Origin of the sequence: Microbacterium sp. SA39 (genome assembly GCF_000967865.1) — a bacterium.
Lineage (GTDB): Bacteria > Actinomycetota > Actinomycetes > Actinomycetales > Microbacteriaceae > Microbacterium.
Genome location: NZ_JXRU01000039.1, coordinates 55,479 through 72,480 on the forward strand (window position 1 = coordinate 55,479; position 17,002 = coordinate 72,480).

Here is a 17,002-nt window from a genome sequence, read left to right on the forward strand (position 1 = left end):
GCGCCGCCTAGCCCAGTTCTTGCTGAATTGTGAACGCCGGACGACGGTGACCGACGTCGCAGTCGCCCGCCGCTAACCGGCGGCGGGTGGGGTCTGCTTCGACTCGGCCAGTTCGTCGACGACGAGGCCGCGCTGGTCGGTCGTGCCGTTGCGGTAGGCCTGCCGCCCGACCATGTGCGCCGAGAGCGGCGCTGTGGCGAACTGCATCAGCACGATCGGGGCGACGAGCACCAGCCCGAGCAGGATGCCGCCGACAGAGCGCTGCGACAGCGCGATGGCTCCGCAGATGAGCACGAGGCCGAGCACCTGCGGCTTGGTCGCCGCATGCAGTCGAGACGGCACATCGCGGAAGTGCAGGAGACCGACCGCTGCCGACAGGCAGAGCAGGGCGCCGAGCAGGATGAGGATGAGGACCGCCACATCGACGACGGCATCCGGAATCATGAGACCGAGCACGTTCATTGCGTCGTGGTGTCCCTTCTCGCGACGAACCGGGCGACGGCGATCGAGCCGAACACCCCGATCGCGGCGATGATCAGCAGCACCGGGATGCTGCGGGTGTGCCCGTTGATCGCCATCTCGGCGCCGAGCACGCACATCACCTCGGTGAGCAGCACGTCGGATGCCACGGCGCGATCGAGGATCGACGGCCCGCGCACGATCCGGATCACGGCGAGGATCGCCGCGACGGCGAACACGACCATGATCACCAGGAGCAGGATGTTCATCGGGCACCGCCCTTCGATGGGCGTGTGAGACGGCCGGCGCGCTGGTCGGCCTTCAGGGCACGGTACTGCTCCGGATCTCCGAGGGCCCGCACGATCCGCTCCTCCCAGAGCAGCACGTGCTCACGCTGATGCTCGACATCGGCGGCGGTACGCACCCCGATCACATGCAGGTAAAGGATGCGGCGGTCGCGGTCGGCCTCGACGATGAGCGAGCCGGGAATGAGCGACGAGGTGACAGCGACGTGCGTCATGACCAGGTCATCTGCGTAGCGCAGCGGCACCGCGATGATGGCGGCGCCCGGCTGCCGGCGGAAGTCGAACACCTGGATGGTGACCGCCAGCGCACCGCGGAGCACCGCGAACAGGAACGAGATCGTGAACACCACGGCGTACCAGATGTTGATCCGACCCGACAGCGCGACGGTCGGCAGGCGGAACACACGCGTCACGAACACCGCGACGATGAGCCCGGTCAGGAACGAGAGTGGGGTGAACTGCGCCCACAGCAGCATCCACAGCACGACCAGCCAGGCGAGGAACGGCAGCTGCACGCGGATGTCGCGCCAGAGGTGACGCCGGGTGTCGCGCGCCATCAGCCCACCTCCTCTTCCAGCTGAACGAGATTCACCGGCTGCAGCAGGCCTGCACCGATGCGGTCGCAGAGTGCGTACAGGGGGCCCGCGAAGATGGTCAGCGCGAGGGTCACCGCGACCATTCCCCCGGTCGCGAGCGTCATGATCTTCGGGATGCGGCGGCGTTCCTGCTGGTCGTCGGCCGCGGGGGCGTTGCCGAGGTGTGAGATGCGACCCTCGGTCTCGCTGGAGTCCTCCTCCTCGCGCCAGAACGCGAGGTTCCACGCACGCATCAGGGCATAGAGGGTGAGCAGCGAGGTGACGATGCCGCCGATGATCAGCACGATCATGAGCGGGGTGCCGACGGATGCCGCGGCCTCGAACAGCGCGAATTTGCCGATGAACCCGGAGAACGGCGGCAGGCCGCCGAGGTTGATCGCGGGCACGAAGTACAGCACGGCGATCACCGGGGCCACCTTCAGCAGTCCCTTGACCCGCAGGATCGAGGTGCTGCCGGCTCGGCGCTCCACGAGTCCGACGGCGAGGAACAGAGTGGTCTGCACGACGATGTGGTGGACGATGTAGTAGACCGTCGCACCGATCGCGGCGGGCGTCGCGATCGCGAGGCCGAAGATCATGTAGCCCACGTGACTCACGAGCGTGAACGACAGGATTCGCTTGAGTTCCGCCTGCGCCACGGCGCCGAGCACCCCGATGATCATGGTCGCCAACGCGATGATGAGTAGGACGGTGTCGATGCTGTTCGACGCGAAGAGCTGCGTCTCGGTGCGGATGAGGGCGTAGACACCGACCTTCGTCAGCAATCCCGCGAACACCGCGGTCACCGGTGCCGGGGCGGTCGGGTAGGAGTCGGGCAGCCAGAACGACACGGGGAAGATGGCCGCCTTGATGCCGAAGGCGACCACCAGCATGAGGTGCAGCACGAGCTGCGTCTCCTGTGGGAGCTCCGACATCCGCTCGGCGATCTGCGCCATGTTCACAGTGCCGAGCGCCCCGTAGATCATCGCGATCGAGGCGAGGAACAGAATCGACGACACCAGCGACACGACGATGTAGACGGCACCGGTGCGGATGCGGGACTCGGTGCTGCCGAGAGTGATCAGCACGTACGAGGCCACGAGCAGGATCTCGAAGCCGACGTAGAGGTTGAAGAGGTCGCCGGCTATGAACGCGTTGAAGATGCCCGCGGCGAGGATCAGGTACGAGGGGTTGAAGATCGAGATCGGGGTCTCTTCCGCACCGTCGGCGACGCCCTGGCCGATCGAGAACAGGAGCACCGCGAGCAGCACGATGCTCGACACCAGCACGAGCAGGGCCGACAGCCGGTCGACGTACAGCACGATGCCGAACGGCACCGGCCAGCCGCCGACGGAGACGGCGATCGGGGCGCCGGCATCCACCACCACCAGCAGCACGGCGGCGATGATCGAGACGATCGCGAGGGTGGCGACGGTGACGAACACCTGCAGGCGGGCGTTGCGGCCGAAGATGAGGGTGATGGCGGCGCCGAGGAGCGGCAGGGTGACGAGGAGCGGGACGAGTGCGGTCATGACCGGGCCCCTTCGTCGTCCTCAGGATCGCGCCCGTCTCCGGGTCGGGCTACCGGCGCATCGACGGGCGCGTCGTCCTGGATCGACGGATGATCGCGCATGTGGAGCACGGTGATCGGGGCGGTCTGCACGCCGACGAAGTCGGTGGTCGCCTCCTCCTCGAGGTTGGCGTCGTCCTCCAGAACGTCTTCGTCAGCATCCGTACGGGCGCGGAGCGCGATGTCGGCCGCATCGTCCTCGACCGTGTCGGCCTGGCCCAGCTGCCAGGAGCGGTAGATCAGGGCGAGGAGGAACGCCGACACGGCGAAGGTGATCACGATGGCCGTGAGGGTGAGCGCCTGCGGGAGCGGATCGCTCATCTCACCCTCGGCACCGTAGAACGGCGCGGTCCCCGGCACTCCCATCACGATCAGCAGCAACAGGTTCGTGGCATTGCCGAGAAGCAGGAAACCGATCAGCACGCGGGTGAGGCTGCGCTCCAGCATCGCGTACACGCCGCAGGCGAAGAGCACCGCCATCACGACGATCAGGGTGAGCGAGACGTCCATCAGCTGCGCACCCCTCCCTGCGTCGGGCTCTCCTGCGGGCGGAGCGCGGATTGGCGGTCGACCTCGGCGCCGAGGCTGCGCAGCACGTCGAGCACGAGTCCGATCACGACCAGGTACACGCCGATGTCGAAGATGGTGGACGTCACGAACTCCATATGCCCGATGCCGGGGATCTCCCACTCCCAGAACGAGTTCGTGAGCGGCGCCATCCCGAAGAACAACGGGACGACCGCGGTGCCCACGGCGATGATGAGGCCGGCGCCCAGGAGCCGACCGGCATCCGTCGGCGCGGCCGCGCCGAGCTCCCAGCGACCGCCGGCGATGTACCGCATGACCAAGGCCATGCCTGCGACCAGGCCGCCGGCGAAGCCACCGCCGGGAAGGTTGTGCCCGGCGAAGAGCAGGAAGATCGAGACCACGATGATCGTGTGGAACAGGATGCGGACGATCACCTCGAGGAGAATCGACCGGTTCTCCGGTTTCATCTTCTGCCCGCCGATGAGCCACGCCCGCGGGCTGTCCTCGTTCTCGGAGGTCTGGAAGCGGATGCCCTCGGTCGTCTCGACCAGGGGTCGACTGCGAGCCGCCTTGCGCGTGGCGCGCGGCAGGTCCTTGGTCGCGGCGAGCAGGTCGGCGCGGTGGGTGACGAAGACGAGGGATGCCACGCCGGTCGCGGCGAGCACGAGCACGGAGAGCTCTCCCATCGTGTCCCAGCCGCGCAGATCGACGAGCGCGACGTTGACGACGTTCTTCCCGTGGCCGATTTCGTAGGCCAGCTTCGGGAACACGGTGGAGATCGGCTCGGCGACGCGCGACTGGGTGGCGACCACCGCGACGAACGCCATGGTGACGCCTACGCCGATCGCCAGCACGGCGCGCGGAATCCGGCCGACCGAGGCGTTGTGCTCGCCCATCCGTGCCGGAAGCCGCCGCAGCACGAGGGCGAAGGTCACCATGGTGACGGTCTCGACCAGGATCTGCGTGAGCGCGAGGTCGGGGGCACCGCTCGTCGCGAACAGCACGACCATGCCGAGCCCGGTGACCGAGACCAGCACCACGCCCGTGTAGCGCTTCTGCGCACGCACGGCGAAGACTCCGGCGACGGCCATGATCGGCGCGACGGCGATCTGGGCCGGGGTGTGCCAGGCCGAGAGGTTGTACCGATCGACGTCGCTCGCGATCAGCGCCGTCACCTCGGCGGCGACGAAGACCACGAAGATCGTGCCGACGTAGACCGGCAGCGAACCGCGCTGGGTGAGAGTGGTGCTGAGCACGGAGAGGCGGTCGACGCCGCGGACGACGAGGTAGTAGGCGTCTGCGGCCGTGAAGGGCAGCATCCGTGCCTTGGTGTCCCAGCCCGTACGACGCGACAGCCAGAAGACGCCGAAGCCGAGCAGGATCGACAGGATCGAGATGCCGAGCGCCGGCTCGAGTCCGTGCCAGAGCGCGAGATACCCGGGCCCCTCGGCCGCCTCACCCGCGGCGTCGAGACCGGGTGTCGCGGTGACCGCGTATCCCTGCAGCGCGACATCCAGAGCCGGGGCGCCGATGCCCGCGGCGAGCGTGACGCCGGCGAGGATGATCGGCGCCGACAGGAAGCCGACGGGCGGGTCGGGCCAGGCGGTGTCGGGCACGCGCTGGCCCTGCTCGTCGCGCTTGGTCCAGAAGGCTCCCCAGAGGAAGCGGATGCCGTATGCCGCGGTGAGCATGGACCCGACGCTGACCCCGATGATCGCGACGAGGCCCCAGGGCGAGCCGTGCTGAGCATCGTCGAGCAGTGCGATGAGCGTGGACTCTTTCGCGACGAATCCCAGGGTCGGCGGGATGCCCGCCATCGAGGCCACCGAGATGAATGCCGCTGTCGCCATGACCGGCGCCTGGCGTCCGACGCCGGAGAGCTCATCGATGTCACGGGTGGAGAGCTGGCGGTCGATGACTCCCACGATCAGGAAGAGCGCCGACTTGAAGAGCGCGTGCCCGATGACCAGGGCGAGCCCGGCGAGCGCCGAGGCCTGCGTGCCGTAGCCGACGACCACCGCGAAGAATCCCAGCTGGCTGACGGTGCCGAAGGCGAGGATGCGCTTGAGGTCGGTTTCGCGCAGCGCCTGGATGCCGCCGAGCAGCATGGTCACGATGCCGAGGGTGATGACGATCGGCCGCCACGGTCCGCTGAAAGCGAAGATCGGCGCGAAGCGGGCGATCAGGTAGATGCCGGCCTTGACCATGGCGGCGGCGTGCAGATAGGCGCTCACCGGCGTCGGCGCGGCCATCGCGCCCGGCAGCCAGAAGTGGAAGGGGAACAGGGCCGACTTGCTGATGGCGCCGATCAGCAGCATGACGATCGCCGCGTCCACGATCGGACCCGTGGGAGCGAGCTCCAGGATCTCGCGGATGCTCGACGTGCCGGCATCCACCACCAACAGCACCACGCCGACGAACATCACGAGCCCGCCGAGCGTGGTCACCAGCAGTGCCTGGAGAGCCGCGCGTCGGCTGACCGCACGTCGACGGTAGTGGCCGATCAGGAGGTACGAGAGGATGCTCGTCACCTCCCAGAACATCACGAGCATCACGAGGTCGTCGGTGAGGACGAGGCCGTACATCGCTCCGGCGAATCCGAGCAGCACGCCGGCGAAGGAGCCGATCCCCGCCGAGTCGTCGAGGAAGTACCAGCGGCAGTAGAGCAGCACCAGCGCGCCGACGCCGGTGACGATCAGTGTGAGCACCCACCCGAGGACGTCCATGTGCATGGACAGGTTCAGGCCGAGCTGGGGGATCCATGAGACGGAGACGTAGGGCGCCGGACCGTCGAGCACCTCGGGGGTGCGCACGAGCGCATGGACGAATGCCGCCGCGGGAATGAGAGCGGCGATGAGGAATGCCTGCGATCCCAGCCAGCGCACCAGAACGGGCATGAGCAGCGACCCGAGGAGGAACACGGCGAGGAGCGTCAGCATATACGCGGCTCCCTCGGGGCTCGTCGGCCGAATGGCTCAGGCGGGCGGGTGTCCGTCCAGTTTACCGGGGCGAGGGTGCGCCGGGTTCCCGACCCTGATCCGCCGGCGACCACACCCGCAGCTGAGCGCTCAGCGCACGGCGGGCGCGGCGGTGGTCGTGCCCACGCGGAGCCGGCAGGTCAGGTGCTGCGAGGTCCCGGGCTCGCCGTGCAGCATCCGGGCGACCTGCTCGCCGGCGGCCCGACCCTTGTCGACCGCGGGCTGCACGCTCGTGGTGAGAGTCAGGTGTGAGAGGCCGTCGACGGCGATCCCGTCGAACCCGGCGACGGAGAGGTCTCCCGGCACCCGCAACCCCAGCTCCTCCGCGGCGCGGACGACCCCCGCTGCCAGCAGGTCGCTCTGGGCGATGACGGCCGTCGGACGGGTGGCCGCATCAGCGAGCAGCATCCGTCCGACGCGCGCCCCCTCGTCGATGAGGCTCCCGGATGCCGAGATCGCCGGGGCGTCGGGAAAGACCTGCCGGAGCCCCGCGAGACGGTCGACCGCGACGTCGACGGTGGCGGCGGCGAGGCGCTCGGGGGTCACGACGCCGCGCTCCCTGTCACTGTTCAGGTGGAGGGTGACGATCGCGACGTCGCGGTGCCCGAGGTCGTGCAGGTGACGGGCGATGTCGGCCGAAGCCGCGGTGTTGTCGAGCGTGATGCGCGGTATGCCCTCGCCGGCATCGCCTTCGATCACGACCACGGGAAGCCCTCGGCCCCGCACGACCTCGAGCGAGTCGCGCATGCGCCCGGAGCATCCGATGAGCACGAAGGCGTCGACGGGGGCGTTCGCCAGGGCGGATCCTTCGTCCCCCGGTTCGTCGCGCAGCAGGAGGATGCCGGCGCTGAGGTCGGCCAGCCCCTCGGTGAGTCCGTCCATCATGGCGGTGGTGACCGGGTCCAGGAACGCCGCGCGCAACTCCCCCTCGAGCACGACCGCGACGATCCCGCTGCGTCCGCGTCGCAGTGATGCCGCGCGCGGATCCGGGCCGGCGTAGCCGAGCTCGGTGGCGGCGGCGAGAACCCGCTCCCGCGTCGCGGCCGCGACCTTCGCCTTGCCGCTGAACACGACGGAGGCCGTGGACGTCGCCACCCCCGCGTGCCGCGCGACGTCGGCGATGGTCGCACGACGCGGCGTCTCCCTGCTGCTCATACTCCGAGGATAGCCCGGTTCCGTTCCCAGGAGTCGAATCGATTCGATAGGCTGTCCCGCATGGACACCGCCCTCACCCGTTCGCAGTTCGTGCGCTGGCGCACAGCCATCTTCGCCATCTTCTTCGCGAGCGGTCTCTCGATCGCGACCTGGGCGTCCCGCGTGCCCGGGATCAAAGAGGCTCTGGAGCTCGACAATGCGCAGGTCGGGCTGATCCTGCTCGGCATGGGCCTCGCATCGATCATCGGCATCTCGACGAGTCCGGCCGTGATGGCGCGGACCGGCGCGCGGCGGGGGATGCTGCTCGCCATGCTCATGTTCGCCGTCGGCATCGCCCTCGTGGGCCTCGGCGCCAACGTCTTCGGCTCGGTGCCGATCGTGCTGCTCGGCATGGTGCTCTTCGGCTTCGGCAACGGCTGCGTCGACGTGATGATGAATGTCGAGGCGACGGCGATCGAGCAGCAGATGGGGAAGACCATCCTGCCGGTCTTCCACGCGCTGTTCAGCTTCGGCACGGTCATCGGCGCCGGTATCGGGGCCTTGGCCGCCGGCCTGTCGGTCACGGTCGCCGTGCACTCCGGGATCGTCGGCGCCCTCATCGTCGTGATCGCCGTGATCTGCTTCTTCCAGGTGCCGGTGCGCGAAGCGGCACTCGACCCCGAGAACCACGAGAAGCCGGCGTTCCGACAGCGGATGCACGTGGCGCTGGAAGCGTGGCGCGAGCCGCGGACGTACCTGCTCGGAGTCGTGATGCTCGGCATGTCCTTCGCGGAGGGCGGGGCGAACGACTGGATCGCTCTCGGCACGGAGCAGGGCCACGGCTTCCCGGAAGGCACCGGAGCCGTGTCGCTCGCGGTCTTCTCGATCGGCATGACCGTGCTGCGCCTGTTCGGGGGGCCGCTCGTCGACCGCTTCGGCCGCGTGCTGGTGCTGCGCATCCTGGCGGTGGCCGCGGCGTCCGGCATCCTGCTGTTCATCCTCGCGCCGAACTTCCCGCTCGTGCTGGTGGGCGCCGCGCTCTGGGGTGTCGGGGCCTCGCTCGGGTTCCCGCTCGGCATGTCGGCCGCGGCGGACGACCCGGCCAAGGCGGCAGCGCGCGTGAGTGCCGCCGCGACGATCGGCTACGTCGCCTTCCTCGGCGGGCCTCCGGTCCTCGGCATCATCAGCGAGCACATCGGACTGCTGAACACGCTCTTCATCCTCGTCGTGCTGGTCGTCGCATCCGGACTGTTCTCCGGCGCCGCCCGCCCGCTCCGCGAGGACGAGAAGACCCCGGCCGTCGCCGTGCGGGAGGGCTGAGACTCAGCTCGCCGAAGGGCCGATCGGATGCCGTTAGGCTCGACGGGTGCGCCTCGTCATTGCCCGCTGCTCGGTCGACTACACCGGTCGGCTCAACGCCCATCTCCCCCTCGCCACGCGTCTGCTCGTGCACAAGGGGGACGGGAGTCTGCTGGTGCACTCCGACGGCGGCAGCTACAAGCCGCTCAACTGGATGAGTCCGCCGTGTTCGCTCTCGACCGAGGTTCCGGGCGAGGAGGAGGCGAGCGCCGGCGTCGTCGAGGTCTGGCGCGTCTCGCACAAGAAGACGGGCGACGCGCTGCGCGTGCAGATCTACGAGATCATCCACGACACCTCGCACGAACTGGGGATCGACCCCGGCCTGCAGAAGGACGGCGTCGAGGCCGACCTGCAGCGCCTCCTCGCCGAGCAGGTCGAGCGCATCTCCGAGGGTGCGATCCTCGTGCGCCGCGAGTACCCGACCGCGATCGGCCCGGTCGACCTGCTGGTGCGGGATGCCGACGGTGCCGCGATCGCAGTCGAGATCAAGCGCCGCGGCGACATCGACGGTGTCGAGCAGCTGACGCGCTACCTCGAACTGCTCGGGCGCGATCCGCATCTCTCCCCCGTGCAGGGGGTCTTCGCCGCGCAGGAGATCAAGCCTCAGGCCCGGGTGCTCGCCGAGGACCGCGGCATCCGCTGCCTCGTGCTCGACTACGACGACATGAAGGGCATCGAGTCCGGCATCCCGCGCCTCTTCTGAGCGTCAGCGCGCTGTCGCGAGCCGCGGCGGCGGGCCTTCCAGCCGCGCGACGGCGATCTTCACCTCGGTCAGCTCGTGCTCGACGCCGCTCACCCGATCCTCCAGCCGATCGAATCGCGCGTCGACCTTGTCGAATCGCGCGTCCACCCGACGGATGAACCATCCGCCGAGGCCCGTGATCGAACCGACGACCGACACTGCGCACGCGATCGTCGTTATCGCTTCCATCGACACGAACATGCCCCCATTCTCACCCGCAGATCTCCCGCTGTCACCACCCTAGGACGACGAATTCTGCCCGGCCACGAACTGTGGAGAACGGCATCCGCTGCACACCTGTGCAGGAGGAGCCGCCACGCGCTCAGCTCCCCATAGGCTGGGGGGATGCCCTCCTCTCCCTACTCCTGCGTGCTGTGGGACGTCGACGGCACCATCGTCGACGCCTCCGTCGGCATCCTGCGCCGCCTCAACATCGCCCTCACCCATTTCGGCCGGCCGGCTCCCACGCGCGAGCAGTTGATCCACTGGATCGGGCCGCCGATGTTCGACTCCTTCCAGGATCAGGCGGGCATGACTCCCGCCGAGTCCACCGAGGCGGTCACCTTCTACCGCACGCTCGGCAAGGCCGACGGCTACACGACGGACGCGGCCACGTACCCGGGCATGATCGACCTCATCCACGAGCTGCACGCCGCAGGAGTCCCGCAGGCGACGGCGAGCTCGAAGCCCGAGATTCAGGTCGACGCCCTGGTCGACCACTTCGGTCTACGGCCCTCGTTCCTGACGACGGTCGGGGCCACGCCCGACGAGGCGACGCTCGCGACCAAGACCGACATAGTCGCCGAAGCGCTGCGGCGCCTCCGGGAGCTCGGCGCCGACACCTCGCGGCCGGTGCTCGTCGGCGACCGCCACCACGACGTCGAGGGCGGCAACGCGAACGGCGTCCCCGTGATCTTCGTGGAGTGGGGGTTCAGCGAGCAGCACGAAGGTGACGAGGCGGCATTCCGAGCCGCGTCGGTCGACGAACTGCGCTCCCTGCTCCTCGTCTGAACCGTGCCGACGAGCCCCGCAACAGGGCGGAGAACACAGAACTCCCCGCCGGATGTCGCACGAGGCGAATCCGGGCGGGGAGTTCTCTGTTCCGACCGCTTAGAGCGGACGGATGTTCTCTGCCTGCAGGCCCTTGGGGCCCTGCGCGACATCGAACTCGACTCGCTGGTTCTCATCGAGAGACCGGTAGCCGGAGGATTCGATGGCGGAGTAGTGCGCGAAAACGTCGGCGCCGCCGTCGTCGGGGGAGATGAAGCCGAAGCCCTTCTCCGAGTTGAACCACTTGACCGTGCCCTGAGTGCTCATGTACTGCCTGTTCGCTCTGCTGATGAAGAAGCCGACGCAGGGATGCCCCGACAGCGCTAACGCTAGTGGAGGAGGCCCCGAGGGGAACAGCACCTGGGAGAAGGTAATCCAAATGTTGCACGAGCGGCATCCGCCCGTGATACGGCAGGCGCCCGGAAAATGGTGTGGCCCTCACCGCGGGGGGAGCGATGAGGGCCGAAGACGACCGGAGGGTGCGTCAGAAACAGCCTAACCCTTTTTCCACCTCCTTGTCCCCCTTTTGGGGGACAAAACCGAAAAAGTTGGTCGGGAGACGATAGCGGCCCCCTCGAGTAGTCCATTGGGGACTGAACTACTCGAGAGGGCCCAATCGCGTGCACGGACCGTCTTGCCTCTGGGGAAGGCTGCCCGTCATCTGGGGAGAGACGGAGACGATCGATCCCCTTGTGCACGCACCTTCACCATAGGGGAGGACTCGCGATCTTCGCCACGACCCGTCACGGCTACGCTTGTCCGGTGACCATGCTGAACAAGGACATGACGCTGTGCATCTCGCTGTCGGCGCGACCCAGCAACAACGGAACGCGGTTCCACAACTTCCTCTACGAGGCGCTCGAGCTCAACTGGATCTACAAGGCCTTCGCGCCGACCGACCTCGCTCAGGCGATCGCCGGAGTCCGCGGTCTCGGCATCCGGGGCTGTGCGATCTCGATGCCCTACAAGGAAGACGTGATCGCTCTGGTCGATCGGATGGATGCCTCGGCGACGGCGATCGACTCGGTCAACACGATCGTGAACGACGACGGCGTGCTCACGGCCTACAACACCGACTACTCCGCCATCGCGCAGCTGATCGAGCGCAACGGCCTGGATGCCGGCTCGACGGTTCTTCTGCGCGGATCGGGCGGCATGGCGAAGGCGACGGCAGCCGCGTTCCGCGACGCGGGCTTCGACGACGTCACCATCGTCGCGCGCAACGAGGCGAACGGACGCGCCCTCGCGGACCTGTACGACTTCGCGTGGCTGCCGGATGCCGGCGACGCCACAGCTGACGTGCTCGTCAACGTCACGCCGATCGGCATGGCGGGGGGAGCAGACGAGCATGCGCTGTCGTTCTCTGCGGAGGCGATCGCGGCGGCATCCGTCGTCTTCGACGTCGTGGCCCTCCCGGCCGAGACCCCGTTCGTGGCCGCAGGCCGCGCAGCGGGGAAGACCGTGATCAGCGGCGCAGAGGTCGCGACGCTGCAGGCCCTCGAGCAGTTCGTGCTCTACACCGGCATCCGTCCGTCCGCCGATCAGGTGCGGGCCGCCGAGGAGTTCATGCGCGCAGGGTCGTGACCCTGGTGCGATATCGCAGAACTTCCTGATCGGAAGAGCGATACCTGGGTAGCCTAGGCGCATGAGCGCGCCTCGCAACGCCCCCCGGTCCATCGCCCGGCGGACGACCGCCGCCTTCGCCGGCACGGTTATCGCCGCGCTGGTGCTGGCCGCCTGCACCGCCGGCGGTGACGACGGCACGACGACCGATGGGAGCCAGGGGTTCCCCGACGACGGATGCACGCACATCACCATCGCGACCTCGTCGGAGAAGGTGAACATGCTCGACGAGCTCGCCACTGCGTTCAAGGACTCGCCCGAGCACGAGGGCCTCGACACCTGCGCGACCGTCCGCCCGACCAACGTCTCGTCCGGGAACGCGGCGCGCTACCTCACCGCAGGTGACGACTGGCCGAGCGACGACCGCACGCTGTGGCCGACCCTCTGGTCGCCGGCATCCACGGTCTGGACCGACCGCGTGGCTGCCGCCGCATCGCCCAGCCTCGTCGGCGAGCCCGCCTCGTTCACCCGCACCCCCATCGTGTTCGGGATGCCCGAGCCGATGGCCAAGGCTCTCGGCTGGCCGGAGAAGCCCATCAGCATCAGCGACCTCGAAGGGCTGTGCCAGGATCCGGCCGGCTGGGGCAGCGTTGGCAAGGACATCTGGGGCGCCTTCAAGATCTCCAAGACGAACCCGAACACCTCGACGACAGGCCTCTCCACGATCCTCATGCAGTCGTATGAGGCATCCGGAAAGGCTGAAGGCCTCACCTCGGCCGACGTGGACGCCGCGGCCGACTTCTCCCGCGTTTTCGAGGAGTGCGTGATCCACTACGGCGACACCACCGGCAACGTGCTCTCGACGCTGTACGACGAGACGCAGAACGGCGCGAACGGCTCGGCCTACGTCTCAGCGGTCGCTCTGGAGGAGACGTCGCTGCTCAACTACAACAAGGGCAACCCCGACTCCCACACCGTGCAGCCGGGCGAGACGCTGACGCCGCCGAAGACCAAGCTCGTCGCCGTGTATCCGTCCGGCGGGTCGATGTGGTCCGACAACCCGGTGACCGTCCTCGGCGCCGACTGGGTGACGCCCGAGCAGCGCACGGCCGGCGAGGCGTTCGCCGAGTACCTGCAGAGCGCACCGGCGCAGAAGATCCTCCCGGAGTACGGATTCCGCCCCCTCGATGAGTCGGTCCCCCTCGGCGACCAGTTCTCGGCGAAGTTCGGCGTCGATCCGGCACAGCCGGCGGTCTCGCTGCCGAAGCCGGAGGTCGATGTGATCTCCACCGCCATCGACCAGTGGACGCAGGTGCGCAAACCCTCGTCGGTGCTCGAGCTCATCGACATCTCCGGTTCGATGGACGACCCGATCGGCGACGGACGCTCGCGGCTCGACGGCGCGATCGAGGGTGCGCAGACCACCCTCGGGCACTTCCGTTCCACCGATGAGGTCGGCGTCTGGGCGTTCACCACCGGCATCTCCTCCGACGAGGGCGAAGGTATCCAGGTGCTGCGGGACGTCACAGCGCTCGGGGCCGACGGAGAGAAGCTCGACTCCTCGCTCGCCGACCTCCGCTACGCGCAGCGCAACGGCACTCCGCTCTACGACGCGGTCCTCACCGCATACGAGGCGATGAGCGCGCGGGCAGAACCGGGTCGCATCAACGCGATCGTCGTGCTGTCGGACGGCGAGGACACGGATTCGACGACCTCGCTCGACTCGCTCATCGCGAAGATCGGCAAGAGTTCCAAGGAGGGCAGCGACGACACTCCCGTGCGCATCTTCACCATCGCCTACGGCGAGGGCGCAGACCCCACGGCTCTGCAGCGGATCGCGGATGCCACCGGCGGGCAGATGTTCGACGCCTCGGATGCCGAGCGCATCGACCTCGTCTTCGCCTCTGTCATCAACAACTTCTGAGGTGGGCATGATCATCGCGGCGGCATCCGGCAATCCGTGGGTGGACGATGCCGTGGCAGGACTCGACGCCGAGAACGTCTACGTCGACCCGAGCGTTCCCGGGGCCGAGTCCCTGAAAGCCCAGCTGCTGGAGGCCGCTCCGGGCGATGGCTCGATCGCGATCGTGGTGCTCCCGGCGCAGGTCGACGACAGCGACGAGTACGCCGGCCAGGTTCGGACCGACATCGCGAAGGGCGCTGACCAGCCGACGATCGTGCTCGCCATCGGCGACGACGTGCAGGCGATCTCTTCGGCGATCGAGAGCAGCGAGGCCCTCCGCATCGCCAACGAGAGCGAGACCGCCGCAGCCGGCGACACCGCGCAGGCGCTCACCGAGACCGTGCAGCAGATCGTCGCGGAGACCCCGTCGTCGCCCGGGGGTTCCGCCGGCGGGGGCGCGGACTTCGTGCTGCCGTTCGTCATCGGCGGCGTGGTCCTCCTCGCCGCAGCCGGCACCGCGATCGGCCGGATCGCTCGGCGTCGCAGGAAGCCTGCGGCGAGCGCAGACCCGGTGCCCGCCGGCATCCGTCTGCGGGTAAACCGTCTGCGGGAGCTGCGGGCCGACTACGCGTCGCTTCCCGGCAATGCCGCCGCGGCCGAGACGGCCGTCGCCATCGACGCCCTCGCCTCGCACGTCGAGCAGCTGTTCGTGCGGCTCGACGCGAAGGCAGGTGAGGATCAGAGCGTGCTGGCGGAGTCGGAATACTCCGACAAGCTGGCCCGTCTCGTGGCCGCCCTCGACCGCGACTACCTGCTGGATCTGCTCACGCGTCCGGATCTGTGGGATGCACCGGATGAGCGCATCGGCGAGGTCCGCGAGGCGCTGGCAGCAGTCACCATCCAGATCGTCGACAACATCAAGCAGGTGAACGCGCGCAAGGGGCTGCTGTTCCAGGTGTCGCTGGACTCGCTCATCGGGCGCTCCGAACTGCGCGACTGGGAGCGGCAGTTCACGCAGAACTCCGGCGACTGACCCGGATCAGTCGGCGTGCCCTTCGGCCAGATAGGCGAGCCGGTTCAGCGTCTCCGCGTTGCGCCACCGCAGCATCGGCGTGGTGAGGAAGCGCGGCACGATCGTCGCCGGGCCCTTCACCGGATCCTCGTCGATGCGCACGAGGCAGCCGGAGCTGAGCCGGCGCGCGCGGATCGTGACCGTGGCTTCGCCGACCGGCCAGCCCCGGGCGCGCATCACGGCTCGGTGCGGCGGGTCCCACTCCTTCATCTGCGTGGTGTCATCGATGAGAACCGGCCAGACACCGAAGGAGTGATGCAGCTCCGCGCCCGTGCTCGGCCACGCCTCGTCCACATCCCGCATCCGTGATGCCCCGACCACCCAGGTCGGGTAGAGCCAGCCGTTCTCGAGCACCCGGAACACGTCCTCCGGTGTGCAGTCCATCGCTCGCGTGTTGGTCGCCATGTCGCCTCCGTCCGCGTTCATCGTGCGCCCGGCGCGCGCAGGGGCACGAGACCGTTGACAATCCTCCCGTTGTCCGTCAAAGCCAGTGTGTCAACCCCGCTGCGCGATGCTCCGCATACGGGCAACGTGGCTTCGGACGATGTGACGAGAGCGCACGAGGATGAGGAGATGCGATGAAGGCACTGACCTGGCAGAAGAAGCGCACGGTGACGGTCGAAGAGGTTCCCGACCCCGTGATCGAGCAGCCGGAGGACGCGATCATCCGCGTCACCTCCTCGGCGATCTGCGGTTCTGACCTGCACCTGTACGAGCTGCTCGGCCCGTTCCTCGATCGCGGCGACATCCTCGGTCACGAGCCGATGGGAGTGGTCGTCGAGGTCGGTTCCGCCGTGACGAAGCTTCAGGTCGGCGACCGCGTCGTGATCCCCTTCAACATCTCCTGCGGCGAGTGCTTCATGTGCACCCGCGGCCTGCAGTCGCAGTGCGAGACGACGCAGGTGCGCGAGTACGGCAGCGGCGCTTCACTGTTCGGCTACACGAAGCTCTACGGTCAGGTTCCGGGCGGTCAGGCGGAGTACCTGCGGGTACCGCTGGCGGACTACAACCACATCCCGGTCGGCGCCGATCTGCCCGACGAGCGGTATCTGTTCCTCAGCGACATCCTCCCCACCGCCTGGCAGGGCGTCGAGTACGCCCAGGTCCCGGAGGGCGGCACGCTCGCGGTGATGGGCCTCGGCCCGGTCGGGCAGTTCGTCTCGCGCATCGGCCATCATCGCGGCTACCGCGTGCTCGCCGTCGACCCCGTGCCCGAGCGGCGTGCGATGGCCGAGCGACACGGTATCGAGACCTTCGATCTGACCGACTCGATCGTCGACGAGCTGCGCGACCTCACCGAGGGGCGCGGCGCGGACTCGGTCGTGGATGCCGTCGGCCTCGAAGCGCACGGCAACGGCGGGGTTGCCTTCATGCAGAGAGCGGTCGGGCTGCTGCCCGACGGCGCGGCACGGCAGGTGCTGGACAAGGCCGGCGTCGATCGGCTCGCCGCGGTGTACGCATCGATCGACGCGGTGCGACGCGGCGGGACCGTGTCGCTGAGCGGGGTGTACGCCGGTGACGCCGACATCATCCCCATGAAGACCATGTTCGACAAGCAGATCACGATGCGGATGGGGCAGTGCAACGTGAAGAACTGGATCGATGATCTGCTGCCCCTGGTCGAGGATGCCTCTGATCCGCTCGGAGTGATGGACCTCACGACGCATCACGCGCCGCTCGAGGACGCGCCCGGCCTTTACAGCACGTTCCAGAAGAAGGAGGAGGGCTGCATCAAGGTCGTCCTGCATCCGTCGACCGTGTAGT

The 17,002-nt window shown here is 68.4% G+C and carries 17 protein-coding genes; 7 read left to right on the forward strand and 10 right to left on the reverse strand.

The genetic code is table 11. From position 1 onward, the window contains the following. Positions 1 to 72: 72 nt before the first annotated feature. From mnhG to RS85_RS16640, 7 genes are all read right to left on the reverse strand, one after another. Entirely contained in the window at positions 73 to 462 is a 390-nt protein-coding gene (gene mnhG / locus RS85_RS16610) for a monovalent cation/H(+) antiporter subunit G (protein WP_046014588.1), read from the reverse strand. Continuing rightward, on the reverse strand, positions 459 to 728 hold the full coding sequence (locus RS85_RS16615) for a monovalent cation/H+ antiporter complex subunit F (protein ID WP_046014589.1): 270 nt from the start codon (positions 726 to 728) through the stop codon (positions 459 to 461). Before RS85_RS16615 ends, mnhG begins: the two co-directional genes overlap by 4 nt. Further along, a complete protein-coding gene (locus tag RS85_RS16620) occupies positions 725 to 1,321 on the reverse strand; it encodes a Na+/H+ antiporter subunit E (RefSeq protein WP_046014590.1) in 597 nt (198 codons plus the stop codon). The genes RS85_RS16615 and RS85_RS16620 overlap by 4 nt, the downstream gene beginning before the upstream one ends. Then, entirely contained in the window at positions 1,321 to 2,871 is a 1,551-nt protein-coding gene (locus RS85_RS16625; RefSeq protein WP_046014591.1) for a Na+/H+ antiporter subunit D, read from the reverse strand. Before RS85_RS16625 ends, RS85_RS16620 begins: the two co-directional genes overlap by 1 nt. Further along, a complete protein-coding gene (locus tag RS85_RS16630) occupies positions 2,868 to 3,419 on the reverse strand; it encodes a Na(+)/H(+) antiporter subunit C (RefSeq protein WP_046014592.1) in 552 nt (183 codons plus the stop codon). Before RS85_RS16630 ends, RS85_RS16625 begins: the two co-directional genes overlap by 4 nt. Further along, positions 3,419 to 6,376, reverse strand: a complete 2,958-nt coding sequence (locus tag RS85_RS16635) for a Na+/H+ antiporter subunit A (RefSeq protein ID WP_046014593.1) — start codon at positions 6,374 to 6,376, stop codon at positions 3,419 to 3,421. The genes RS85_RS16630 and RS85_RS16635 overlap by 1 nt, the downstream gene beginning before the upstream one ends. Before the next feature lie 129 nt (positions 6,377 to 6,505). After that, positions 6,506 to 7,570 carry a LacI family DNA-binding transcriptional regulator gene (locus RS85_RS16640; protein ID WP_046014954.1) on the reverse strand — a complete coding sequence of 355 codons (1,065 nt, stop codon included), beginning with the start codon at positions 7,568 to 7,570 and terminating at the stop codon, positions 6,506 to 6,508. 60 nt (positions 7,571 to 7,630) lie between these two features. Here RS85_RS16640 and RS85_RS16645 point away from each other — a divergent pair, with 60 nt between their 5' ends. Together RS85_RS16645 and nucS are read left to right on the forward strand one after the other, a co-directional pair. Continuing rightward, entirely contained in the window at positions 7,631 to 8,869 is a 1,239-nt protein-coding gene (locus RS85_RS16645; protein ID WP_082087680.1) for an MFS transporter, read from the forward strand. A 46-nt stretch (positions 8,870 to 8,915) separates the two neighbouring features. Next, entirely contained in the window at positions 8,916 to 9,611 is a 696-nt protein-coding gene (nucS, locus tag RS85_RS16650; RefSeq protein WP_046014594.1) for an endonuclease NucS, read from the forward strand. Between the two features lie 3 nt (positions 9,612 to 9,614). Here the strand turns inward: nucS and RS85_RS16655 are convergent, their stop codons facing one another. After that, positions 9,615 to 9,851, reverse strand: a complete 237-nt coding sequence (locus tag RS85_RS16655) for a hypothetical protein (protein WP_046014595.1) — start codon at positions 9,849 to 9,851, stop codon at positions 9,615 to 9,617. 144 nt (positions 9,852 to 9,995) lie between these two features. Here RS85_RS16655 and RS85_RS16660 point away from each other — a divergent pair, with 144 nt between their 5' ends. Further along, on the forward strand, positions 9,996 to 10,661 hold the full coding sequence (locus tag RS85_RS16660; RefSeq protein ID WP_046014596.1) for an HAD hydrolase-like protein: 666 nt from the start codon (positions 9,996 to 9,998) through the stop codon (positions 10,659 to 10,661). Positions 10,662 to 10,760: 99 nt separating this feature from the next. On the opposite strand, the gene RS85_RS16665 is transcribed toward RS85_RS16660, so the two are convergent. Then, entirely contained in the window at positions 10,761 to 10,967 is a 207-nt protein-coding gene (locus RS85_RS16665) for a cold-shock protein (RefSeq protein ID WP_046014597.1), read from the reverse strand. 495 nt (positions 10,968 to 11,462) lie between these two features. Between RS85_RS16665 and RS85_RS16670 the strand changes: the two genes are divergently transcribed. The 3 genes from RS85_RS16670 (at position 11,463) to RS85_RS16680 (ending at position 15,199) form a co-directional block, all read left to right on the forward strand. Further along, the gene (locus RS85_RS16670; RefSeq protein WP_200894858.1) at positions 11,463 to 12,284 is read left to right on the forward strand and encodes a shikimate 5-dehydrogenase; all 822 of its coding nucleotides are present in this window, start codon (positions 11,463 to 11,465) and stop codon (positions 12,282 to 12,284) included. Between the two features lie 61 nt (positions 12,285 to 12,345). Further along, positions 12,346 to 14,187 (forward strand): substrate-binding and vWA domain-containing protein, encoded by a 1,842-nt coding sequence (locus RS85_RS16675; protein WP_046014598.1) that lies wholly within the window; start codon positions 12,346 to 12,348, stop codon positions 14,185 to 14,187. A 1-nt stretch (position 14,188) separates the two neighbouring features. Continuing rightward, positions 14,189 to 15,199, forward strand: a complete 1,011-nt coding sequence (locus RS85_RS16680) for a hypothetical protein (RefSeq protein WP_160298645.1) — start codon at positions 14,189 to 14,191, stop codon at positions 15,197 to 15,199. 6 nt (positions 15,200 to 15,205) lie between these two features. Here the strand turns inward: RS85_RS16680 and RS85_RS16685 are convergent, their stop codons facing one another. Further along, on the reverse strand, positions 15,206 to 15,643 hold the full coding sequence (locus RS85_RS16685; RefSeq protein WP_046014600.1) for an SRPBCC family protein: 438 nt from the start codon (positions 15,641 to 15,643) through the stop codon (positions 15,206 to 15,208). 173 nt (positions 15,644 to 15,816) lie between these two features. On the opposite strand from RS85_RS16685, the gene RS85_RS16690 reads away from it, so the two are divergent. Then, positions 15,817 to 17,001, forward strand: a complete 1,185-nt coding sequence (locus RS85_RS16690) for a zinc-dependent alcohol dehydrogenase (protein WP_046014601.1) — start codon at positions 15,817 to 15,819, stop codon at positions 16,999 to 17,001. Position 17,002 lies beyond the last annotated feature (1 nt).